This is a genomic window from Rhodococcus sp. NPDC127593, assembly GCF_042671975.1.
In the GTDB taxonomy this organism is placed as follows: domain Bacteria; phylum Actinomycetota; class Actinomycetes; order Mycobacteriales; family Mycobacteriaceae; genus Rhodococcus_F.
Genome location: NZ_JBHXWI010000012.1, coordinates 77993 through 98968 on the forward strand (window position 1 = coordinate 77993; position 20976 = coordinate 98968).

Here is a 20976-nt window from a genome sequence, read left to right on the forward strand (position 1 = left end):
ACAGCATCGGCCCGTGAAGGTTGTTACCGGACATACACCCGGCGCGCTCAGCTTACCAGGACCGATACCTCGCGAGATATGCCGATTCCGGCCCCGGACAGCACTGTGGCCCGTGTCGCATCAGCAACACGGGCCACAGTTCGGCCGGGGTTCGTCACTGCTCCCGGAGGGGTCGTCCGTACTTGTCCTTCACGCTCCCGGTCAGCATCATGATGCCGTCGACCAGCGGCCAGATCCCGCCGATTCCACAGGTGAGCCACGTGACGGCGATCTGCGCCACGGCGATGCCGGGCTGGTTCAGGTAGAACCGCCCGACTCCGAAACCGCCGAGGAAGATCTGCAGCAGGCCTGCGGTCAGCTTGGACTTGTCGGAATACGGCTCACCCGTCAGCGGATGCCTGCCGAACGGCGCCGAGGGATCGGCGTACGCGTTGTAGCCGGCGGGGGCGTACCCGGGCGGCGGGAACCCCTGCTGGGGGTAACCCGGCTGCTGTCCGTATCCCGGCTGCTGATACCCGGGCTGCTGGTAGTCCTGCGGCGACTGCGGAGCCGCCCCGTACTGCGCGCCGTAGTTGGGGTCGGGTGCGCCGTAGGTGGGACCGTCCGGTTGCTGCTGGGGCTTGTCGTACCCGGTGTAGGGCGCGGTCGGCGGAGTCGGCTCGCCCACGTTCGGCAACGGGGCCGTCGGCTCGGTGCCGCTCGGCGACGGGTAGGTGGGCGTCGACCCCCAGCCCGGGCCGTTACCGACACCGGAGTAGGTGTCCCAGCCCGGTCCGGTGCCGGACGAACCCGGTGACGGCGTCGCGTCCGACGTGGCCGGCGACTGGGACAGCGAGGCCTCGGCGGTGGCGTCGTAATCGAAGGGTGAGCCGAACTCGGGCGGCAGGCTCGACTCGGTGCTGTTCTCGGTGCCGTCGCTGCTCTTACCCAGGTCGACCTTGTGTGCGTCCTCGGATGCACCCTTGCCGGAATCGTCGGATGCTTTCCCCGGTTCAGTCATTCGCGTCATCCTTCTTGCTGTCGATGGTCTTCGTGCCCGCCTCGCCGCCGGTACTCGCAGTACTCGCGGCCTTGTCGTCCGATACCGGCTCCGACGAGGACGCGCCCTCGCCCTTGCCCTCGTCCTCGACGTTCTTCTCGGGCTCCGTCTCCGTGGTCGCGCTCTCGACCGGTTCACCGTCGGCAGGCCGCAATTCGGCCGGATCCTCGCGGCCCTTCGTGGCGGCGAAGAAGTACACCAGGGCCGCGACGAACACCAGGGCGGAGGTGAACGAGTTCACGCGGACACCGGCGATGAGGCTCGCGTGATCGCTGCGCATCAGTTCGATCCAGAAGCGGCCGGCGCAGTACCCGGCCACGTACAGGGCGAAGAGCCGGCCGTGACCGATGCGGAAGCGGCGATCGACCCACACGAGCAGGAGGACGATCAGCACGTTCCACAGCGCCTCGTACAGGAACGTCGGATGCACCACGAACGCGACCTCGCCGGTGGACACCCCGTCGATCAGCTGCGGTGACACCTGGCCCGCGTCGTTGCGCCGCTCGAAGATCTCGAGCCCCCACGGCACGTCGGTCTCGCGACCGTAGAGTTCCTGGTTGAAGTAGTTTCCGAGCCGGCCGATCGCCTGCGCCAGCAGGATTGCGGGCGCGACCGCGTCGCCGAGCGCAGGCAGCGGGATGCCGCGGCGACGACAACCGATCCAGGCGCCGACACCGCCGAGCGCGACGGCGCCCCAGATGCCGAGGCCGCCCTGCCACACCTTCAGGGCGTCGACGGGGTCGCCGCCTTCCCCGAAGTACGTCGGCCAGTCGGTCATCACGTGGTAGAGACGGCCGCCGATCAGGCCGAACGGCACCGCCCAGATGGCAATGTCGAGGACGGTTCCCTTCTCGCCGCCGCGGGCGACCCAGCGACGGTCACCCCACACGATCGCGACGACGATACCGACGATGATGAACAGCGCGTACGCGCGTAGGGCCACCGGTCCGACATACCAGACACCTTGGGGCGGACTCGGAATGTAGGCCAGTACGTCCACAGTGGAAGTCACGACGCCACGGTAGCGGAGCGAACGCCCTCGGCGAGTTCCTTCGTGAGCGAGCGCACCGCGTCGAGACCGCTCTCCGCGGCCGTGACCAGTGCGGATCCGACGATGACCGCGTCGGCGTACGCGGCGATCTCGGCGGCCTGCGCGCCGGAGCGGACACCCAGTCCGACACCCACCGGGATGTCCGAGTGGGCGCGGATGCGGGCTGTCAGCTCGGGTGCCATCGACGACACCGCGTCACGTGCGCCGGTGACACCCATCGTGGACGCGGCGTACACGAAGCCGCTGCTGGCGTCGAGGGTCATCGCGAGGCGTTCCTCGGTCGACGACGGCGCCACGAGGAAGATCCGGTCGAGGTCGTGTTCCTTCGACGCGGCGATCCACTCGCCGGCCTCCTCGGGGATGAGGTTGGGCGTGATCAGCCCGAGGCCGCCCGCGCTCGCCAGGTCGCGGGAAAACTTGTCGACGCCGTACTGCAGGACCGGATTCCAGTAGGTCATCACGACGGCCTTGCCCCCGACGGAGGCGATCGCCTCGACGACGGTGAACACGTCACGCACCCGGACACCGTTCCGCAGCGCCGTCTCGGCCGCCGCCTGGATGGTGGGCCCGTCCATCACCGGGTCGGAGTAGGCGATGCCGACCTCGACGATGTCGCAACCGGATTCGACCATCGCCTTGAACACGTCGATGGACTCCTGCACGGTGGGGAAACCGGCCGGGAGGTACCCGACGAGCGCGGCACGCTTCTCCTCGCGGCACTGCGCAAACGTCGGGGCGAGGCGCGAGAGTCGTTCGCTCACTTGGCCGAACCTTCCTTGTCAGTCGTGGTGGTCTCAGTCGAGTCGTCGGGATCGAACAGTCCGAACCACTTGGCGGCCGTGTCCATGTCCTTGTCGCCGCGCCCGGACAGGCTGACGACGATGATCGCGCCCTCCCCCAGTTCGCGGCCCAGTCGCAGCGACCCGGCGACGGCGTGGGCGGATTCGATGGCCGGGATGATGCCCTCACGCTCGGACAGCAGACGCAGCGCGTCCATGGCCTCCGTGTCGGTGACCGGCTCGTAGGTGGCGCGGCCGATGTCCTTGAGGAGTGCGTGCTCCGGTCCGACACCGGGGTAGTCGAGGCCCGCGGAGATCGAGTGCGACTCGATGGTCTGGCCGTCCTCGTCCTGCAACAGGTACGAGTACGCGCCCTGGAACGCACCCGGGGTGCCCGCGGCGAACGTGGCGGCGTGCCGCCCGGTCTCGACGCCGTCACCGGCGGCCTCGTATCCGACCAGCCGCACGGCCGGATCGTCGAGGAACGCGTGGAAGATGCCGATGGCGTTGGAACCGCCGCCGACGCACGCCGTCACCGCGTCGGGCAGCCGGCCGGTCAGCGCCTGCACCTGGGCACGCGCCTCCAGACCGACGACGCGCTGGAAGTCGCGGACGATGGTCGGGAACGGGTGCGGCCCGGCAGCGGTGCCGAAGCAGTAGTACGTGTCGTCGGCGTTGGTGACCCAGTCGCGCAGCGCCTCGTTGATGGCGTCCTTCAGGGTCCTCGACCCCGACTCGACCGACACCACCGAGGAGCCCAGCAACCGCATGCGGGCGACGTTCAGCGCCTGCCGCTCGGTGTCGACGGCACCCATGTAGATGACGCATTCGAGGCCGAGGAGCGCACAGGCGGTCGCGGTGGCCACACCGTGCTGGCCGGCGCCTGTCTCCGCGATGATGCGGGTCTTGCCCATGCGCTTGGCGAGGAGCACCTGGCCGAGCACGTTGTTGATCTTGTGCGAGCCGGTGTGGTTGAGGTCTTCGCGCTTGAGGATGAGCCGCGCCCCACCGGCGAACTCGCTCATCCGTTTCGCCTCGAAGATCGGGGACGGACGGCCGGTGTAGTCGCGCTGGAGACGATCGAGTTCGTTCAGGAACGCGTCGTCGGCGCGGGCCTTCTCGTACTCGGCGGTGACCTCCTCGATCACTGCCATCAGGGCCTCGGGCACGTGCCGTCCGCCGTACACGCCGAAGTGTCCTCCGGCGTCGGGGTCGTGCGTCGTGCGCTCGGCGATTCCGGCGCTGGCAGTCGGCAGATTGCCACCCTTGAAGACGGTTTCCTGATTACGTGAAGTCACAGGTCCAGTCTGCCCCAACGCTGGGTTCCGCCGCCGTCCGGGTCAGTTCCGACGACGCAGCGTCAGCGTGAGGGCTTGGGGCAGGACGGGTGCGCGCCGGCGTTGACCAGATCGGCCACCGCCTTGCGCGGATCCCCGCTGGTGACGAGGCCTTCGCCGACCAGCACCGCGTCGGCTCCCGCACCGGCGTAGGCCAGCAGGTCGGCCGTGCCGCGCACACCGGACTCGGCGATCTTGATGATCTCGGTGGGCAGTCCGGGAGCGATCTCGCCGAACGTGTTCTTGTCGACCTCGAGCGTCTTGAGATTGCGGGCGTTGACACCGATGACCTTGGCACCCGCTTCGAGCGCCCGGTTGGCCTCTTCCTCGGTGTGGACCTCGACGAGGGCCGTCATGCCCAGCGACTCCGTGCGGTCGATCAGCGACGCGAGCGCGTCCTGCTCGAGGGCGGCGACGATGAGCAGCACGACGTCGGCGCCGTGCGCGCGGGCCTCGTGGATCTGATATGGACCGACGATGAAGTCCTTGCGGAGGATCGGGATGCTCACCGCGCGGCGGACGGCGTCGAGGTCCGCGAGGGACCCCTGAAACCGGCGCTCCTCGGTGAGCACGCTGATCACGCGGGCGCCACCGGCCTGGTAGGCGGCGGCCAACTCGGCGGGATCGGTGATGTCGGCGAGCGCGCCCTTCGAGGGGCTCGCGCGCTTGACCTCGGCGATGACTCCGATGCCCGGCTCGAGCAGGGCGGCCGCGGCATCGAGGGCCGGCGGTGCGGCGGCGGCGGCAGCCTTGACTGCGGCGAAGTCAAGGACGGCTTCGCGGGCGGCGACATCGGCGCGCACCCCGTCGAGAATCGAGTCGAGAACGGTCATCGTGGCCCGAGTCCTTTCTGGGCAGAAACCCGATGTGAGGAACATCATCAGGGGTGAAGTCAGCCTAGATGGCACTCTGATTCTGTTTACGTTCGGGTCCCCGGGTCTTGGTCCGGTCCGTCAACTTGGTCGACAGGTTCGGCTTTCTTGTCTTCCACCGTGGGGTCCTCCCCCGCGTCCAGGGCGTCCCAGAGCATGCGCTGGGTGACGGGCCCCTCGGCGGAATCGGCGCCGGTCTTCTTCGCCGCGTCACGTCGCGCACCGGGGCTGTCGTACTTGCCGGAGAGCCCGGCCCGCACGCGCGGGCGTCGGACGAGTTCCACCGCGGCGGCGAGCGCCGCCACGGCGCCCACCAGCGCGAGAACGGCGGGGCCGACGTGCACGGACACCGACTGGACCTCGGCGCGGCCCGGCAGCTCGGCCAGCCGGCCCGCCTCGTCGTCGGAGGCGCCGGAGACGATCAACCCCACCGCGGGGACCGCGGCCGCGACGGCCACGACCGCGACGAGGACACCGAGCACCCGCAGCGCCCAGCCCTTCACCGCGAACGACGCGGCGATCGCGGCGACCAGGGTCAGAGCCAACGGTGTGAGCGCCGCGGCCCACGTGCCGCCGACGAGTGCGGACGTGCGCTCCTCACCGAGTCCGTCGGAGGAGGTGACCTCCACCCACGTCATCCGGGAGGCACCCCACAGGCACACCGCGGCGACCGCGAGCAGCAGCACCGAGATCATCGACCGGCGACGTCCCGCCTGCCCGGGTTCCCGGGCCGTCTCCGACGCGTCAGTCACTGCGTGTCGCCTCCCAGGGTCCGGAGCGTGTGCGCCGCCGCGATCGCGCTGAGCACCGCCATCGCCTTGTTCCGCGCCTCGGTGTCCTCGTACTCGGGGTTCGAGTCGGCAACGACGCCCGCGCCCGCCTGGACGTACCCGATGCCGTCCTTGATCAGCGCGGTCCGGATCGCGATGGCCGTGTCGGCGTCGCCAGCGAAGTCCAGGTATCCGATGATGCCGCCGTAGATGCCCCGGCGGGTCGGTTCGAGCTCCTCGATCAGCTGCATCGCCCGGACCTTCGGCGCGCCCGACAGGGTGCCCGCCGGGAAGCACGCGGTGACGGCGTCCAGGGCCTGCTTGCCGTCCGCGAGGTGACCCGTGACGGTGGAGACGAGATGCATCACGTGGCTGTACCGCTCTATGTGGCGGTAGTCGTGGACCTTCACGGTGCCCGGTTCGCAGACGCGCCCGAGGTCATTGCGGCCCAGGTCCACGAGCATCAGGTGCTCCGCGTTCTCCTTCTCGTCGGCGAGCAGGTCCTTCTCGAGCAGGATGTCCTCCTCCTCGGTGTGCCCGCGCCACCGGGTTCCGGCGATCGGGTGCGTGGTGGCGACGCCTTCCGACACGGTCACCAGGGCCTCCGGGCTCGAACCGACGATCGAGAACGCGGTCTCGCCGTCGCCGTTCGGCACGTTGAGCAGGTACATGTACGGGCTGGGGTTGGAGGCGCGCAGCATCCGGTAGACATCGATCGGGTCCGCCGTGCAGTCGATCTCGAAGCGCTGCGACAGCACCACCTGGAACGCCTCGCCCGCCTCGATGTCTCCCACGAGCTTCTGCACGTCGGCGCCGAAACCTTCGGTGGTGCGCTGGCGCCGGTAGTCGGGTGCGGGCTTCGCGAACGTGGACACGGTGGACGGCGCCGGCGCCGACAGGGCGTGCGTCATCCGGTCCAGCCGCTCGACCGCGGAGTCGTAGGCCTCGTCGACGCGTTCGTCCGTGCCGTCCCAGTTGACCGCGTTGGCGATCAGGGTGATGGCGCCCTCGTGGTGGTCGACGGCCGCGAGATCCGTCGCCAGCAACATGACCATCTCGGGGATCTGCAGATCGTCGGTGGCGTGCTCGCCGATGCGCTCGATCCGGCGCACCGCGTCGTATCCGAGGAAGCCCACCATGCCGCCGGTCAGCGGCGGCAGGTCGGGCAGTCGTTCGCTGCGCAGCAGTTCGAGCGTCTGGCCGAGGGCCGCGATCGGATCGCCGCCGGACGGTGCGCCCGCCGGGACGTTGCCATACCAGGCGGCTTCACCGTCGACGACGGTGAGCGCGGCGGGACTGCCCGCGCCGATGAACGACCATCGCGACCACGATCGGCCGTTCTCCGCCGACTCGAGCAGGAAGGTCCCCGGCCGGTTCGCCGCCAGCTTGGTGTACGCCGACAGCGGAGTTTCCGCGTCTGCCAACACCTTGCGCGTCACCGGGACCACCCGGTGTTCGGCGGCGAGAGCGTGGAACTGCTCGCGCGTGGTGGTCGAGTCGGACCCGCCGTCGGCCGGGGTGGCGGCGGACTCGGGTGCGGGAATCGTGGTGGGCTCGCCGTGCATGCCGACCATCATCCCAGGCGCACTCGTCGTGTCTGCGTGCGCGGGTAGCCTCGGCTCTCATGAAGCCAGGTCAGCTTGCACCGGAATTCACCCTGCCCGATCAGGACGGCATCGCGCGATCGCTGTCGAGCCTCCTCGAGGACGGCCCTCTGGTGCTGTTCTTCTACCCTGCGGCGTCGACACCGGTCTGCACCGCCGAGGCCTGCCATTTCCGTGACCTCGGAATCGAGTTCTCCGCGGTGGGCGCGTCCCGCGCCGGGATCAGCACCGACGCGGTGGAGAAGCAGGCGTCGTTCGCGCAGGCACAGTCGTTCGACTACCCGCTGCTGTCGGACACCGACGGAGCGGTCGCGGAGAAGTTCGGTGTCCGGCGCGGACTGCTCGGCAAGCTTGCGCCGGTCAAGCGGTCGACCTTCGTCATCGACACCGACCGCACCGTGCTCGAGGTCATCTCGAGCGAGTTCCGCGCCAACACGCACGGCGATCAGGCACTCGCCTTCCTCCGGACGCGTCAATCCACCTGAATCGACCGTTTGGCCAGCCCCATCCAGAAACCGTCGATCACCTGCCGGGGAATCTGCTCGGGATCGCTCGACGCGCCCAGCGTGACGAACAGCGGCGCGAAGTGCTCGATCGTCGGATGGGCGTACGGCATGCCCGGCGCGAGCGAGCGGAAGTCGATGAGCGAATCGACGTCGCCCGCGGCGAGACGCTCGTCCGCCCAGGCGTCGAACTCCGACGACCAGCCGGGTGCCTTCGCCTCGGGTGACGGGTCGCGCAGGAACGGCAGCCCGTGGGTGGTGAATCCGGAACCGACGATCAGCACACCCTGTTCGCGCAGGGGACGCAGCCGCTCGCCGAGGTGCAGCAGTCGTTGCGGATCGAGCGTGGGCAGCGAGATCTGGAGGACCGGGATGTCGGCGTCGGGGTACATGACCGTCAACGGCACGTAGGCGCCGTGGTCGAGGCCGCGGTGCGGCTGGTGCGACACGGTCTCGTCGTCCGGCATCAGGGCCACGACCTGCGCCGCGAGTTCGGGGGCGCCGGGCGACTCGTACGTCGTCCGGTAGAAGCGTTCGGGGAAGCCACCGAAGTCGTAGACGAGTGGCGTCCCGGTGGTGGTGGATCCGATCGTGAGCGGCGCCGATTCCCAGTGCGCCGACACCATGAGGACGGCCTTCGGCCGCGGCAGGTCGCCTGCCCACTTCGCCAGCTGCGACACCCACAGTTCGCTGTCCACCAGCGGAGGCGCACCATGGCTGAGGAACAGTGCGGGCATGGTGGCGGTCATCGCGACTCCTTCGGATCGAGATCCCTCATCGAAGACGCCGGCCGGATCACGGGCGCCACTCAATGTTGAACCTTCAAGTTACTATAGGAGTCAACCCCTGGGCGCGGCAACTATTCCCCGGGCACGATCCGGCCCGCGACGTGCTAACTATGTTGGACACGCTGCACGCGTGGATCGACGTACGGATGGAGGACACCACTGATGAGTGGTAACGACGAGGGCAAGTCGGCAGAGGCCGGCACCCGATGGCTCGACGCAGAGCAACAGGAGGCCTGGCTCACCCTCATCGCCCTGGTCACCCGGCTGCCCGCTGCACTGGACACCCAGCTCCAACGCGACTCGGCACTCACCCACTTCGAGTACTTCGTCCTCGCCTCGCTGTCCGGAGAAGCGAACCGGCGCCTGCAGCTGTCTCTGCTCGCCCAGCGCGCCAACGCGTCACTGTCCCGGCTGTCCCACGTCGTCACCAAGATGGAGAAGGCCGGCTGGGTGCGCCGCGAGAGCATCCGTGGCAGCCGCGGCTCCGACGCCGTCCTCACGGACGAAGGCATGGCCAAGGTCGTCGAGGCCGCACCCCCGCACGTCGAATCCGTCCGGTCCCTGATCTTCGACGGACTGTCCGCGGAACAGGTCCGTCAGCTGTCCGAACTGTCCGGCGCCATGCTCACCCAACTCGACAAGAGCATCGCGTCGGGCACCGGCAAAGCCTGACAGCTCAGCGCAGCGGCGTCCCGCCAGCTCACCCCAGCGGCGTCCCGACAGCTCACCCCAGCGGCGTCCCGCCGACACCCCAGCTGTCGCGCGGGACCTCGGTGATCGTCACCCACACCGTCGCGGGATCCTTGCCCGTCGCATCCGCGTACGCCCGGGTGACCGCCTCGATCGTGGCGCGCTTCTGCTCCGCGGTGAGCCCGGGTGTCTGACTGATCTGAATCAAAGGCATGGCGGACATTCTGCCCGAGGGCATGCGGACATTCTGCCCGAGCGTCGAGGTAGCTACTCGGCGGCGAGAAGCACGTCGGTGTCGAAGCAGGTGTGCGTGCCCGTGTGGCACGCCGCCCCCTCCTGATCGACGACGAGCAGCACGGTGTCGCCGTCGCAGTCGAGCCGCACCTCGTGGACGTACTGCGTGTGACCGGACGTCTCGCCCTTCACCCAGTACTGCTGACGGGACCGGGAGTAGTACGTGCCCTTGCGAGTGTCGAGGGTGCGCGCGAGTGCCTCGTCGTCCATCCACGCCACCATCAGGACGTCGCCCGTCGACCGTTCCTGCGCGACGGCACTGAACAGTCCTGCCTCGTTGCGCTTGAGCCTGGACGCGATGGCGGGGTCGAGGCTCATCGGACGGTGATCCCTTCTTCACGCATGGACTTCTTCACGTCGCCGATCGTCATGTCGCCGAAGTGGAAGACACTGGCGGCCAGGACGGCGTCCGCGCCGGCGCCGACCGCGGGCGCGAAGTGCTCGACGGCGCCCGCTCCCCCGCTGGCGATCACCGGCACGTGCACGGCGGCGCGCACCGCCCGGATCATCGGCAGGTCGAAACCGGCCTTCGTGCCGTCGGCGTCCATCGAGTTGAGCAGAATCTCCCCGACACCCAGTTCGGCGCCGCGGACCGCCCACTCGACCGCGTCGATACCGGTGCCGCGCTTGCCGCCGTGAGTCGTGACCTCCCACCCCGACGGGGTGTCGGGCTGACCCTGCGGCACGGTGCGCGCATCGACCGACAGCACGATGCACTGGGAGCCGAAACGTTCGCTGAGTTCGCGGAGCAACTCGGGCCGGGCGATCGCCGCGGTGTTGACGCTCACCTTGTCGGCGCCCGCGCGCAGCAACCGGTCGACGTCCTCGACGGTGCGGACACCGCCGCCGACCGTGAGCGGGATGAAGACCTGCTCCGCCGTCCGGCTCACCACGTCGAGCATGGTGCCCCGGTCCGCGGTGGACGCGGTGACGTCGAGGAACGTGAGTTCGTCGGCTCCCTGGGCGTCGTACGCGGCGGCCAGCTCGACGGGGTCACCCGCGTCCCGCAGGTTCTCGAAGTTGACGCCCTTGACGACGCGTCCGGCATCGACGTCCAGGCACGGGATCACTCGAACCGCCAGAGTCATTGTGTACGCCCTCCTGCAGGCTCGGAACGAGGATCACCCAGTGATCCGAGGATATCGAGAATTTCGCCGTGCACTCCGGGCGCTCCGGCCAGCACCGAGTCGGATGTCACGGTCCAGGGCTTGCCGCCCAGATCCGTCACCACACCACCCGCGGCGCGCACCAGCGCGACACCGGCGGCGTTGTCCCACGCATTGTGGCCGAACACCACCGCGCCGCCGAGTATTCCGGCCGCGGTGAACGCGAGGTCGACGCCGGTGGATCCGTGAATCCGGATCCGCGAGGACACCCGGCTGAGCTGCGCGAGGACCTGCAGCCGGTACGCGCCGGGAATGCGCCCGCGACTGTCGATGTTCAGTGCGCCCAGGCCCACGATCGACGACGCCAGCGACGTGCCACCGAGCGCAGGCAGGGGCTTGCCACCTTCGAGCAGCGGACCGTCCGCGACAGCCGCATACCGCCGCCCGACGAGCGGCAGCCACGTGAGACCGAGAACGGGAACCCCGTCGTCGAGCAGCGCGAGCAGCGTGCCCGCCGTGGGCAGACCGGCCGAATAGTTGAACGTGCCGTCGATGGGGTCGAGCACCCAGACGGGTCCGCTGCCCACGTCGGGGCCGCCGAACTCCTCGCCGTGGACATCGATGCCGGTCCGGTCGCGCAGTTCGCCGGTCAGCCGCTTCTCGAGTTCGAGGTCGACGGCGGTCGCGAAGTCGTCGGGACCCTTGTGCACGGCGCTGGGCGCACCCACACCCGAGACGAACCGGTCGTGCACTCCGTCGAGCAGCTCACTGGCGACGGCGAGGAGCTCCCGGGGATCACGGGACAGGGTCATGGCGGGAACTCAGCCCGAGACCGCGGCGAGCGCCTCGGGGAGGGTGAACCGCCCCGCGTACAGCGCCTTGCCGACGATGGACCCCTCGACCCCCTGATCGACGAGTCCGGCGATCGCCCGGAGGTCGTCGATGGTGGACACGCCGCCCGAGGCGACGACGGGAGCATCGGTGGCCGCGCAGACCTGCGCGAGGAGTTCGAGATTGGGGCCGGTCAGGGTGCCGTCCTTGCTGACGTCGGTGACGACGTACCGGGAGCAGCCGTCCTTGTCGAGCCGGGCGAGCGTCTCCCACAGGTTTCCGCCCTCGGTGACCCAGCCGCGGCCGCGAAGCTGGTACTCACCGTCGACGAGGCGCACGTCGAGACCGACCGCGATCTTCTCGCCGTACGTGGCGATGGCGCGGGCACACCACTCGGGGTTCTCGATGGCGGCGGTACCGAGATTGACGCGTCCGCAGCCCGTGGCCAGTGCGGCTTCGAGGGACGCGTCGTCGCGGATCCCACCGGACAGTTCCACCTGGACGTCGAGCTCCCCCACCACGTCGGCGAGGAGTTCACGGTTCGAGCCGCGACCGAACGCGGCGTCGAGGTCGACGATGTGGACCCACTCGGCACCGTCGTTCTGCCATGCGAGGGCGGCATCACGAGGCGAGCCGTATCCGGTCTCGCTTCCTGCCTCCCCCTGGACGAGGCGAACAGCTTCACCGTTGACGACATCTACAGCAGGCAAAAGGACCAGGCTCACGTGCGACAACCCTAGTCGCTCAGCGGTCGGAACCCGGCTCCGGGTCCTCGGGATCGGGACCGTAGGCGTTGCGGGTCATGCGTTTCGACACGTAGCCCATGGCCGCGATCGCGCCTGCGACGCCGAGCAGCCCGACGATCAGCCCGAGGACGGGGCCCGGCTTCACCACCAGAATGATCGCGGTGGCGAGGACCAGCACCGCGGTGGCGGCGCCCATCGCGTACACCGCGAGCCTGCCGATCGACAGGTCACCGCGCCCGTCCCCGGGTTCGGTCACAGACTGCGAACCCAGTTCCGGAGCAGCTCCGCGCCGGCGTCGCCGGACTTCTCGGGGTGGAATTGTGTGGCGGACAGCGCGCCGTTCTCGACGGCGGCGAGGAACTTGCCCCCATGGTCGGCCCACGTCAGGGCGGGGGGCGCCAGCCGCTCCGGCGTCGGCAGCTCCCAGGTCTGGGCGGCATACGAGTGGACGAAGTAGAACCGGGTGTCGGGATCGATACCGGCGAACAGCGTGCTGTTGTCCGGCGCCTCGACCGTGTTCCACCCCATGTGCGGCAACACGTCGGCCTGGAGCCGTTCGACGGTGCCGGGCCATTCGCCGCAGCCCTCCGCCTCGACGCCGAACTCGACTCCGCGTTCGAAGAGGATCTGCATGCCGACGCAGATCCCGAGGACCGGCCGTCCGCCGGCCAGACGCTGACCGATGATCCGCTCCCCGCGGACCGCGCGCAGTCCCTCCATGCACGCGGCGAAGGCGCCGACGCCGGGAACGACCAGACCGTCGGCTTCGAGTGCGACCTTGTGATCGGATGTGACCTCGACGCGCGCGCCGGTCCGGGCCAGAGCGCGGGTGGCCGAATGCAGGTTGCCGGAGCCGTAGTCGAGGACGGCAATGGTGGAGACGGTCATGACACAACCTTATCCGGCGGCTGCACGACGCCCGAGAGTGCGGCCGACGACCGTCCCGACGGCCGGGACCACCGCGACCGCCGTCGCCGCGACCGCGAACACCCAGGAGTACCCGGCCGCCGACGCGACGGCTCCGAGCGCGAGGGAACCGAAACCGGTTCCGGCGTCGAACCCGATGTTCCATCCGGCGCTCGCCGAGCCGAATCGGGCCGGTCCCGCGGCGGTGAAGATCATGACGAGGGATTCGTTCTGCACCGCACCGAATCCGAATCCGAAGGCCAGGGCCGCGCACACCAGCAGCGGCACCGGCGCACTCGTCGCCGCGGCGAGGGCGAACAACACCAGGCCGAGGCACACGAACGCCAGGGCGGGAACCAGGGCGCGGCCCACCCCCAGCCGGTCGGAGAACGATCCTGCGGCGTACCGCCCGATCAGCGTCGCACCGCTCGAGACGGCGAGGATCACCCCGGCGAGCGAGGCCCGCTCCGAGATCGCGATCGGCAGCAGGCTGGACAGACCGCCGAATGCGGCCGCCGAGATCGCGATCGCGAGCCACGGCGTGAGCAGGACGGCGAGCGGGATGCGGTCCTGCGACGCGCGATCCGCGGGGGCGTGAATCGCGGGGAGCCGCGTGATCGCGACGACCGCGAGAGCGGGAATGAGAGCACCGATCACGAAGACGGGGGTCGCGGACCAGTGCTGCATGATCGCGAGCCCCGCGGGCAGCCCGACCATCTGCGCGGCGGCCACCGCGATTCCCTGCGCACCCGTCGCCCGGCCGAGCATCTGGCGGGGAACGAGTTCGGCGACCAGCGCACTACTGGCGACGGTGAGCATGCCGAAGCCCGATCCGCGGACGGCCGACACGGCCAGCACCGGGATCGCCTCGGTGGACAGCAGGAGGAGCAGCGACGGCGGCCCGAGCAGCATGCAGCCGACGGCGAGCACCCAGCGATGCCCCCACCTGCGCAGGAGCCGGGGCACACCGAGTTGCGTGACGACGGTCGCGGCCATGAACACGGCCGTCACGCTGCCGGCGAGCGTGTCCGAGCCACCGGACAGCGAGACGATCAGCGGCACCACGGGCAGGAGCACCGCCCAGCCACCGAACGCCGCCGCGCCCATCACCATCGCGGCGGGCATGCCGCGGGTGCGGAGCAGGCCGCGGCGCGGCTCCACTGCGACGGGCACTACGTCAACCTGAGAACGCCCGCCACGGCTGCCAGCACCGCCAGTGCCAGCAGCACGCCCGAGGCCAGTTTGTTGAACTTCCACATGGAGTACGCACCGCCCGCCGCGATACCCGCGGCGATGAACAGGACGTAGACGAGGACGACACTCACGAATGCGTCCGGATCACAGGCTGCCCTTGGTGGACGGCACACCCGTGACGCGGGGATCCGGTTCGACCGCCTCGCGCAGTGCGCGGGCGACGGCCTTGAACTCGGCCTCGGTGATGTGGTGCTGATCGCGCCCATAGAGCACACGCACGTGCAGGGCGATGCGCGCGTTGAGCGCGATCGACTCGAACACGTGCCGGTTGATCACCGTCGCGTACGGCACGCCCGGGTACCCGCCGATGACGGCGTGCAGCAGGTGTTCCGGTTCGCCCGTGTGGACGCAGTACGGACGCCCGGACACGTCGACCGACGCGTGCGCGAGCGTCTCGTCCATGGGGATGAACGCGTCACCGAACCGTCGGATGCCCTTCTTGTCGCCGAGCGCCTGACCGAGCGCCTGTCCGAGCACGATCGACGTGTCCTCCACCGTGTGGTGCGCCTCGATCTCGATGTCGCCCTTCGCGTGGACGGTGAGGTCGAAACTCGCGTGGGAGCCGAGCGCGGTCAGCATGTGATCGAAGAACGGGACCCCGGTGGAGACGTCGACGATGCCGGTACCGTCGAGGTTCAGTTCGACGGTGATGCTGGATTCCTTGGTGGTGCGCTCCACGCGGGCGATGCGGTCGGTCATCCTCGGTCTCCTGAGCTGGTGAGTTCGGTGGCGGCGATCTCGTCGCTCGCCACGATGAAGGCGTCGTTCTCGGAGGCCAGCCCGACGGTGGTGCGCAGATATCCGGGGATGCCGACGTCCCGGATGAGCACTCCGCGGTCGAGGTAGGCCTGCCAGGCGTGGGCACTGTCGGTGAACTCACCGAACAGGATGAAGTTCGCGTCACTGGGGATGACACGGAACCCCGTGTCCTCCAACGCCTTCGACACCCGAACCCGCTCCGTGGCGAGTGCGTGCACGCTGCCGAGCGTCTCGTTCGCGTGCCGCAGCGCCGCGCGGGCAGCGGCCTGCGTGACCACCGACAGGTGATACGGCAACCGGACCAGGAGCAGTGCCTCGATGAATGCCGGTGCGGCCGCGAGGTATCCGAGCCGGCCGCCGGCGAAGGCGAACGCCTTGCTCATCGTCCGCGACACGACGAGCTTCGACGGGTACTCGTCGATCAACGTCAGGGCACTCGGCGCGTCGGAGAATTCCGCGTACGCCTCGTCGACGATCACGATGCCCGGCGCCGTGTCGAGGACCCGGCGCAGTTCCGCGATGCCGACGCTGTGCCCGGTCGGATTGTTGGGGCTGGTGACGAACACGACGTCGGGACTGCGCTCGGCGATCGCCGCGGTCGCGGCGTCCACGTCGAGCGCGAAGTCGGCGCGCCGGAAGATCGGCAGCCACTCGGTTTCGGTGCCGTCCGCGATGATCGGGTGCATCGAGTACGACGGCACGAAGCCCATCGCGCTGCGACCGGGACCGCCGAACGCCTGCAGCAGCTGCTGCAGGATCTCGTTGGAGCCGTTGGCCGCCCACACGTTGTCGACCGTCACCGGCACCCCCGTCTGGCGGACGAGGTATGCAGCGAGGTCGGTGCGCAGGGCCACCGCGTCGCGATCGGGGTAGCGGTGCAGTTCCCGCGCTGCCTCCCGCACGGACTCCGCGACGTCGTCGACGAGTGCCTTCGTGGGCGGGTGCGGGTTCTCGTTGGTGTTCAGCTGAACCGGGACGGTCAGCTGCGGCGCCCCGTACGCCGACTTGCCGCGCAGATTCTCCCGGATCGGCAGGGCGTCCACCCCGATCGACGAACCCGGCACGTTCGCCGCGGTCACCGCAGCGCCTCGAACCGCAGCCGCACGGCCTCGCCGTGCGCGGGCAGGTCCTCGGCGTTCGCGAGGGTGATGACGTGGCCGGAGACCTCCTTCAGCGCGGATTCGGAGTAGTCGACCACGTGGATGCCGCGCAGGAACGTCTGGACGCTCAGGCCCGACGAGTGCCGGGCGCAGCCCGCGGTGGGCAGGACGTGGTTGGACCCGGCGCAGTAGTCGCCGAGGCTGACCGGCGCCCACGCGCCGACGAACACCGCGCCCGCACTGGTCACCTTCGTGGCCACGGCGGTGGCGTTCTCGGTCTGGATCTCGAGGTGCTCGGCGGCGTACGCGTTGACCACCCGCAGCCCGGCCTCGACGTCGGAGACCAGGACGGTGCCCGACTGCGTGCCGGACAACGCGGCGGTGACGCGCTCCTTGTGCTTGGTGATCTCGAGTTGCGCGGCCAGCGCCGTGTCGACGGCGTCGGCGAGTTCGACGCTGGACGTGACGAGCACGCTCGCGGCCAACACGTCGTGCTCGGCCTGGCTGATCATGTCCGCCGCGACGTGCACGGGGTCGGCCGTGTGGTCGGCGAGGATCGCGATCTCGGTGGGGCCTGCCTCGGCGTCGATGCCGACGAGACCGCGGCAGAGGCGCTTGGCGGCGGTGACGTAGATGTTGCCGGGGCCGGTGATGAGGTCGACGGGGGTGAGTTCGGCGCCGTTCGTGTCGGTGCCGCCGTAGGTGAGCAGGGCGACTGCCTGACCGCCGCCGACGGCCCACACCTCGTCGACGCCCAGCAAGGCGGCCGCGGCGAGGATGGTCGGGTGCGGCAGACCACCGAACTCGGACTGCGGCGGCGAGGCCACCACGAGGGACCGGACACCGGCAGCCTGCGCGGGGACCACGTTCATCACGACGCTGGACGGGTAGACGGCGTTGCCGCCGGGGACGTACAGCCCGACGCGGTCGACGGGCACCCACCGTTCGGTGACGGTGCCGCCCGGGACGACCTCGGTGGTGGTGTCGGTGCGGCGCTGGTCGGCGTGGACCTTGCGGGTGCGTTCGATCGCGACCTCGAGGGCGGCGCGGACGGCCGGATCGAGTTCGCCGAGGGCGCGGTCCAACTCGGACTGCGGCACCCGCACCTGCGCGGGGCGGACTCCGTCGAACTTCTCGCTGAATTCGAGGGCCGCGTCGGCGCCGCGCTCACGGACCGACTCGACGACGGGGCGAACCTGATGCAGGACCGCGTCCACATCCACTCCACCTCGAGGAAGTGCGGCGCGAAGTTCGGCCGTGGAAGGGGTACGACCACGAAGGTCGGTGCGGGCGAGCATGAGAGGTCCTCTCTGCGGCTGTCGGGACACGGTGTGTCGGACGAGCGGACTGTTCTGCGGAGAACAGGGCTCGACACCGATTATCCAGGATAGGCGCACCCCGTTTTCACCGGTCGGCGGCCGACCGGGTTTCCGTCGACGCCGGTGCCGGCTCGTCCCACACCGGGGCGGGCTGGATCAGCGAGTGGATGAACCGCATCTTCTCCAGGACCGCGGCCGGAAGCACGAACGGATACAGGTCGTGATGCCCCATCGACCTGTTCAGCTGGTTGAGCGCCCACGACAGCGGCAGCCACCAGTCGATGATCTGGTCGAACCCCACGTCACCACTGAGTTCGCTGCTCGTCGTCGCTCCGGCGGGCGCCATCGCGAAGGCTGCCGCGGTATCCAGGGCGTCCCGGATGTGCAGGTAGTGCGCAAAGGTCTCCGCCCAGTCCTCGGCGGGGTGCATCGTGGCGTAGGACGACACGTAGAGCCGGCCCCAGCCCTTCGGCGCGCCCTCGCTGTAGTGACGTTTCAGCGCGGCCTGGTAGTCGCGGTCCGGATCCCCGAACAGGTCCTCGAATCGGGCGCGCTCGGCGTGGTCCCGGATCAGCATCATCTGGTAGTAGTGCCCGACCTCGTGCCGGAAGTGGCCGACGAGCGTGCGATACGGCTCGTCCATCTCGACGCGCAACTGTTCCCGGTGCACGTCGTCGCCCTCGGCCAGGTCCAGGGTGATCACCCCGCCCGCGTGCCCGGTCACCACCGGGGTCCGTGCGCTCGACAACAGGTCGAAGGCCAGCCCGGTGCCGGGGTCCTCGAACTTGGGGACGATCGGGAGACCGAGTTCGTCGAGTTCGAGAACGACCCGCCTCTTGTTGGTCTCGGCGGTCGCGAACGCGGCCAGGCCCTCGTCGTCACCGTCCGCGGGACGCGTCCGCGTCAACCGGCACGACGTGCACAGGCTCTGGGCGTCGTCGTTCCGGACGAGCCAGTTGCACTTCGCCGTGGTGGCATTGCCGCACCGCACCCACGTGTCGCCGTCCACCTCCGCCCGGTCCGCGCCGTCGAGGACGACGATGGACCGGCTCGGCAGGTGGAATCCCAGAGCGCTGTCACATTTCAGACAGAGACTGTTCTCGAACGAAAGTCGTTGGCCGCATTTACGACACATGAAGCTGCGCACTGGTGTTCCCTCGGCTCGTCCCGCCCGCGTCCGAGACACCGGCGAGCGCCACGCTGGTGTGCGCGTCTCCTCGGAGAGTACCGCCGAGGAGACGCGGGGAACCCGACGGCCTAGAGGCGGGTCGAGTGCAGGAACCTCCTCGCCAGGTTTTCCTCGGTGGACGCGCCGGGGGTCCACTCGGTGATCCACGGACCGGTGCCTTCGCTGGGATCGACCACCCCCCGCTCCAGCCACGCATACCGTCCCTCGAGGATCGAGTGCGCGACCTGCTTGTCCACGTCGTCGGTGTTGTGCCACAGACCGTCGAACAGCTTCTCGACCCGCAGTGACGCCTGCCGGCAGAACACGTCGGCGAGTTCGTAGGCGGCCGCGCCCTCGGCCTCGTTCTCCTCGCGCTGCATCTCCGCCTTGACGCAGGTGGCGGACATCGCGAACAGTTCGGCGCCGATGTCCACGACCCGGCCGAGGAAGCCCTGCTGCTTCTCCAGCGCCGCCTGCCACCGGGCCATCCCGTAGAACGTGGAGCGGGCCAGCTTGCGGGAGTGCCGTTCGACGAACCGCAGGTGCTTGGCCAGAACACCGAATTCGCTGTACGCCGTCGGCACCTGGCCCTTGCCTGCCACGAGTTGCGGCAGCCACTTCGCGTAGAAACCACTCGCCTTGGCGGCCGCGCGGGCCTTCGCACCGGTGTCGGCGTGCGGGTCCGCGAGATCGCCCGCCGCTGTGAGGTGCGCGTCCACGGCCTCGCGCGCGACCAGCAGCCGCATGATCTCGCTCGAACCCTCGAAGATCCGGTTGATGCGCAGGTCGCGGTCCAGCTGCTCCACCGGCACCGCCCGTTCACCGCGGGCGGCCAAAGACGCCGCAGTCTCGTATCCGCGACCGCCGCGGACCTGGATCAGCTCGTCGGAGATGACGCAGGCCATCTCGGACGACCACAGCTTGGCGAGCGCCGCCTCGATCCGGATGTCGTTGCGACCCTCGTCGTTCATCTGCGCCGACAGGTCCACCACGGCCTCGAGGGCATAGGTGGTCGCGGCCATGAACGACAGCTTGTTGGCGACGGCCGTGTGCTCGGCGATGGGCTTGCCCCACTGGACGCGGACGCCGGACCATTCGCGGGCGATCTTCAGCGACCACTTCCCGGCCCCGGCGCACATCGCCGGAATCGCCAGCCTGCCGGCGTTGAGGGTGGTGAGCGCGATCTTGAGTCCGTCGCCTTCCCGGCCGATCAGGTTCTCGCGGGGAACGCGGACCTTGTACATGCGGGTGACGCCGTTCTCGATCCCCCGCAGTCCCATGAACGCGTTGCGCCGTTCGACGGTGATGCCCGGGGTGTCGGCCTCGACGACGAAGGCGGAGATGCCGCCGCGGTGACCTTCGCTCTTGGGTACCCGCGCCATGACGACGAGCAGTTCGGCGACGACGCCGTTGGTCGTCCACAGCTTTACGCCGTCCAGTTCGTAGGCTTCACCGCCTTCGATGGGGGTCGCGGAGGACGCCAGCCGCGCGGGGTCGGAGCCGACGTCGGGTTCGGTGAGGAGGAAGGCGGAGATGGCGCCGCGCGCGCAGCGCGGCAGGAACTCGCGCTTCTGCTCGGGGGTGCCGGCCAGCTTGAGCGGTTCGGGGACGCCGATCGACTGATGCGCGGACAGCAGCGCGCCCAGGCTCGGATGCACCGACGCGACGAGCATCAACGCCCGGTTGTAGGCCACCTGAGAGAGTCCGAGGCCGCCGTACTCCTCCGAGATCTTCAGGCCGAAGCAGCCGAGGTCGGCGAGGCCGCGGACGTATTCGTCGGGAATGCGCGACTGGGATTCGATGACGCTGCCGTCCATCTCCTCGCAGTAGGCGCGGAGGCGAATGAGGAATTCCTCGGCCTTTGCGGCGTCCTCCGTCGCCGGCCGCGGGAAGGGATGAACCAGATCCAGCCGGAACCGTCCCAGAAACAGTTCTTTCGCGAACGAGGGTTTGTCCCAGCCGGATTCCCTCGCCTCCTCCGCGACCGCTCGTGCTTCTTCCTCGGTGACCTTGGGAGCTGAGGTGTCGACCATGACGCGCCTCCTACTGGCGGGTAGTCC

At 69.4% G+C, this 20976-nt stretch carries 24 protein-coding genes; 2 read left to right on the forward strand and 22 right to left on the reverse strand.

Translation table 11 applies throughout. The features are described from left to right. Positions 1 to 154: 154 nt before the first annotated feature. The 7 genes from ACFVJ3_RS13450 to ACFVJ3_RS13480 all read right to left on the reverse strand — a co-directional run bounded on the left by ACFVJ3_RS13450 (position 155) and on the right by ACFVJ3_RS13480 (position 7413). Positions 155 to 1000 carry an NINE protein gene (locus tag ACFVJ3_RS13450; RefSeq protein ID WP_378452497.1) on the reverse strand — a complete coding sequence of 282 codons (846 nt, stop codon included), beginning with the start codon at positions 998 to 1000 and terminating at the stop codon, positions 155 to 157. Continuing rightward, positions 993 to 2051 (reverse strand): prolipoprotein diacylglyceryl transferase, encoded by a 1059-nt coding sequence (gene lgt, locus ACFVJ3_RS13455; protein WP_378452498.1) that lies wholly within the window; start codon positions 2049 to 2051, stop codon positions 993 to 995. Before lgt ends, ACFVJ3_RS13450 begins: the two co-directional genes overlap by 8 nt. After that, positions 2048 to 2851: a tryptophan synthase subunit alpha gene (gene trpA, locus ACFVJ3_RS13460; RefSeq protein WP_005247486.1), complete on the reverse strand. Its 804-nt coding sequence runs from the start codon at positions 2849 to 2851 to the stop codon at positions 2048 to 2050. The genes lgt and trpA overlap by 4 nt, the downstream gene beginning before the upstream one ends. Beyond that, complete coding sequence (trpB, locus tag ACFVJ3_RS13465; protein ID WP_378452499.1) at positions 2848 to 4167, reverse strand: tryptophan synthase subunit beta; 1320 nt, start codon at positions 4165 to 4167, stop codon at positions 2848 to 2850. The genes trpA and trpB overlap by 4 nt, the downstream gene beginning before the upstream one ends. Before the next feature lie 62 nt (positions 4168 to 4229). Then, on the reverse strand, positions 4230 to 5039 hold the full coding sequence (gene trpC, locus ACFVJ3_RS13470; protein WP_005247490.1) for an indole-3-glycerol phosphate synthase TrpC: 810 nt from the start codon (positions 5037 to 5039) through the stop codon (positions 4230 to 4232). A gap of 86 nt (positions 5040 to 5125) precedes the next feature. After that, positions 5126 to 5830 carry a TIGR02234 family membrane protein gene (locus tag ACFVJ3_RS13475; protein ID WP_378452500.1) on the reverse strand — a complete coding sequence of 235 codons (705 nt, stop codon included), beginning with the start codon at positions 5828 to 5830 and terminating at the stop codon, positions 5126 to 5128. Next, the gene (locus ACFVJ3_RS13480; RefSeq protein ID WP_378452501.1) at positions 5827 to 7413 is read right to left on the reverse strand and encodes an anthranilate synthase component I; all 1587 of its coding nucleotides are present in this window, start codon (positions 7411 to 7413) and stop codon (positions 5827 to 5829) included. The genes ACFVJ3_RS13475 and ACFVJ3_RS13480 overlap by 4 nt, the downstream gene beginning before the upstream one ends. A gap of 59 nt (positions 7414 to 7472) precedes the next feature. Here ACFVJ3_RS13480 and ACFVJ3_RS13485 point away from each other — a divergent pair, with 59 nt between their 5' ends. Further along, the gene (locus ACFVJ3_RS13485) at positions 7473 to 7937 is read left to right on the forward strand and encodes a peroxiredoxin (protein WP_037237464.1); all 465 of its coding nucleotides are present in this window, start codon (positions 7473 to 7475) and stop codon (positions 7935 to 7937) included. Here the strand turns inward: ACFVJ3_RS13485 and ACFVJ3_RS13490 are convergent. Continuing rightward, positions 7925 to 8704 carry a dioxygenase gene (locus ACFVJ3_RS13490; protein ID WP_378452502.1) on the reverse strand — a complete coding sequence of 260 codons (780 nt, stop codon included), beginning with the start codon at positions 8702 to 8704 and terminating at the stop codon, positions 7925 to 7927. The two genes, ACFVJ3_RS13485 and ACFVJ3_RS13490, sit on opposite strands and share 13 nt — an antisense overlap. A 201-nt stretch (positions 8705 to 8905) precedes the next feature. On the opposite strand from ACFVJ3_RS13490, the gene ACFVJ3_RS13495 reads away from it, so the two are divergent. Beyond that, positions 8906 to 9415 (forward strand): MarR family winged helix-turn-helix transcriptional regulator, encoded by a 510-nt coding sequence (locus tag ACFVJ3_RS13495; RefSeq protein WP_378452503.1) that lies wholly within the window; start codon positions 8906 to 8908, stop codon positions 9413 to 9415. Between the two features lie 52 nt (positions 9416 to 9467). Here ACFVJ3_RS13495 and ACFVJ3_RS13500 read toward each other — a convergent pair whose 3' ends face one another. From ACFVJ3_RS13500 to ACFVJ3_RS13565, 14 genes are all read right to left on the reverse strand, one after another. Beyond that, positions 9468 to 9656, reverse strand: coding sequence for a 4-oxalocrotonate tautomerase family protein (locus ACFVJ3_RS13500; protein ID WP_378452596.1), 189 nt, complete (start codon positions 9654 to 9656; stop codon positions 9468 to 9470). A 44-nt stretch (positions 9657 to 9700) separates the two neighbouring features. Further along, on the reverse strand, positions 9701 to 10045 hold the full coding sequence (gene hisI / locus ACFVJ3_RS13505; protein ID WP_105413692.1) for a phosphoribosyl-AMP cyclohydrolase: 345 nt from the start codon (positions 10043 to 10045) through the stop codon (positions 9701 to 9703). Further along, the gene (gene hisF / locus ACFVJ3_RS13510; protein ID WP_005247506.1) at positions 10042 to 10815 is read right to left on the reverse strand and encodes an imidazole glycerol phosphate synthase subunit HisF; all 774 of its coding nucleotides are present in this window, start codon (positions 10813 to 10815) and stop codon (positions 10042 to 10044) included. The genes hisI and hisF overlap by 4 nt, the downstream gene beginning before the upstream one ends. After that, positions 10812 to 11645: an inositol monophosphatase family protein gene (locus tag ACFVJ3_RS13515; protein ID WP_378452504.1), complete on the reverse strand. Its 834-nt coding sequence runs from the start codon at positions 11643 to 11645 to the stop codon at positions 10812 to 10814. Before ACFVJ3_RS13515 ends, hisF begins: the two co-directional genes overlap by 4 nt. A 9-nt stretch (positions 11646 to 11654) precedes the next feature. Further along, positions 11655 to 12389, reverse strand: a complete 735-nt coding sequence (gene priA, locus ACFVJ3_RS13520; protein ID WP_105413760.1) for a bifunctional 1-(5-phosphoribosyl)-5-((5-phosphoribosylamino)methylideneamino)imidazole-4-carboxamide isomerase/phosphoribosylanthranilate isomerase PriA — start codon at positions 12387 to 12389, stop codon at positions 11655 to 11657. A gap of 19 nt (positions 12390 to 12408) precedes the next feature. After that, positions 12409 to 12666 carry a membrane protein gene (locus ACFVJ3_RS13525; RefSeq protein WP_005247513.1) on the reverse strand — a complete coding sequence of 86 codons (258 nt, stop codon included), beginning with the start codon at positions 12664 to 12666 and terminating at the stop codon, positions 12409 to 12411. Beyond that, positions 12663 to 13298: an imidazole glycerol phosphate synthase subunit HisH gene (hisH, locus tag ACFVJ3_RS13530; protein ID WP_378452505.1), complete on the reverse strand. Its 636-nt coding sequence runs from the start codon at positions 13296 to 13298 to the stop codon at positions 12663 to 12665. The genes ACFVJ3_RS13525 and hisH overlap by 4 nt, the downstream gene beginning before the upstream one ends. Before the next feature lie 9 nt (positions 13299 to 13307). Further along, on the reverse strand, positions 13308 to 14489 hold the full coding sequence (locus ACFVJ3_RS13535) for an MFS transporter (protein ID WP_378452506.1): 1182 nt from the start codon (positions 14487 to 14489) through the stop codon (positions 13308 to 13310). Then, positions 14489 to 14641 (reverse strand): hypothetical protein, encoded by a 153-nt coding sequence (locus tag ACFVJ3_RS13540; RefSeq protein WP_378452507.1) that lies wholly within the window; start codon positions 14639 to 14641, stop codon positions 14489 to 14491. The genes ACFVJ3_RS13535 and ACFVJ3_RS13540 overlap by 1 nt, the downstream gene beginning before the upstream one ends. A 13-nt stretch (positions 14642 to 14654) precedes the next feature. After that, entirely contained in the window at positions 14655 to 15269 is a 615-nt protein-coding gene (hisB, locus tag ACFVJ3_RS13545) for an imidazoleglycerol-phosphate dehydratase HisB (RefSeq protein WP_005247522.1), read from the reverse strand. Next, positions 15266 to 16408 (reverse strand): histidinol-phosphate transaminase, encoded by a 1143-nt coding sequence (locus ACFVJ3_RS13550; protein WP_378452508.1) that lies wholly within the window; start codon positions 16406 to 16408, stop codon positions 15266 to 15268. The genes hisB and ACFVJ3_RS13550 overlap by 4 nt, the downstream gene beginning before the upstream one ends. Continuing rightward, entirely contained in the window at positions 16405 to 17727 is a 1323-nt protein-coding gene (gene hisD / locus ACFVJ3_RS13555) for a histidinol dehydrogenase (RefSeq protein ID WP_378452509.1), read from the reverse strand. The genes ACFVJ3_RS13550 and hisD overlap by 4 nt, the downstream gene beginning before the upstream one ends. Before the next feature lie 106 nt (positions 17728 to 17833). Next, complete coding sequence (locus ACFVJ3_RS13560) at positions 17834 to 18895, reverse strand: putative zinc-binding metallopeptidase (protein ID WP_378452510.1); 1062 nt, start codon at positions 18893 to 18895, stop codon at positions 17834 to 17836. A gap of 110 nt (positions 18896 to 19005) precedes the next feature. Next, complete coding sequence (locus ACFVJ3_RS13565) at positions 19006 to 20949, reverse strand: acyl-CoA dehydrogenase family protein (protein ID WP_378452511.1); 1944 nt, start codon at positions 20947 to 20949, stop codon at positions 19006 to 19008. Between the last annotated feature and the right edge of the window lie 27 nt (positions 20950 to 20976).

What these genes read in the sequence shown, in the direction of transcription:
- ACFVJ3_RS13450 (WP_378452497.1), bottom strand. Translation starts at nt 1,000, where the DNA reads ATGACTGAACCGGGGAAAGCATCCGACGATTCCGGCAAGGGTGCATCC.
- trpC (WP_005247490.1), bottom strand. Translation starts at nt 5,039, where the DNA reads ATGACCGTTCTCGACTCGATTCTCGACGGGGTGCGCGCCGATGTCGCC.
- ACFVJ3_RS13480 (WP_378452501.1), bottom strand. Translation starts at nt 7,413, where the DNA reads ATGCACGGCGAGCCCACCACGATTCCCGCACCCGAGTCCGCCGCCACC.
- ACFVJ3_RS13485 (WP_037237464.1), top strand. Translation starts at nt 7,473, where the DNA reads ATGAAGCCAGGTCAGCTTGCACCGGAATTCACCCTGCCCGATCAGGAC.
- ACFVJ3_RS13490 (WP_378452502.1), bottom strand. Translation starts at nt 8,704, where the DNA reads ATGACCGCCACCATGCCCGCACTGTTCCTCAGCCATGGTGCGCCTCCG.
- ACFVJ3_RS13495 (WP_378452503.1), top strand. Translation starts at nt 8,906, where the DNA reads ATGAGTGGTAACGACGAGGGCAAGTCGGCAGAGGCCGGCACCCGATGG.
- ACFVJ3_RS13500 (WP_378452596.1), bottom strand. Translation starts at nt 9,656, where the DNA reads ATGTCCGCCATGCCTTTGATTCAGATCAGTCAGACACCCGGGCTCACC.
- hisI (WP_105413692.1), bottom strand. Translation starts at nt 10,045, where the DNA reads ATGAGCCTCGACCCCGCCATCGCGTCCAGGCTCAAGCGCAACGAGGCA.
- hisF (WP_005247506.1), bottom strand. Translation starts at nt 10,815, where the DNA reads ATGACTCTGGCGGTTCGAGTGATCCCGTGCCTGGACGTCGATGCCGGA.
- ACFVJ3_RS13515 (WP_378452504.1), bottom strand. Translation starts at nt 11,645, where the DNA reads ATGACCCTGTCCCGTGATCCCCGGGAGCTCCTCGCCGTCGCCAGTGAG.
- hisH (WP_378452505.1), bottom strand. Translation starts at nt 13,298, where the DNA reads ATGACCGTCTCCACCATTGCCGTCCTCGACTACGGCTCCGGCAACCTG.
- hisB (WP_005247522.1), bottom strand. Translation starts at nt 15,269, where the DNA reads ATGACCGACCGCATCGCCCGCGTGGAGCGCACCACCAAGGAATCCAGC.
- hisD (WP_378452509.1), bottom strand. Translation starts at nt 17,727, where the DNA reads ATGCTCGCCCGCACCGACCTTCGTGGTCGTACCCCTTCCACGGCCGAA.
- ACFVJ3_RS13565 (WP_378452511.1), bottom strand. Translation starts at nt 20,949, where the DNA reads ATGGTCGACACCTCAGCTCCCAAGGTCACCGAGGAAGAAGCACGAGCG.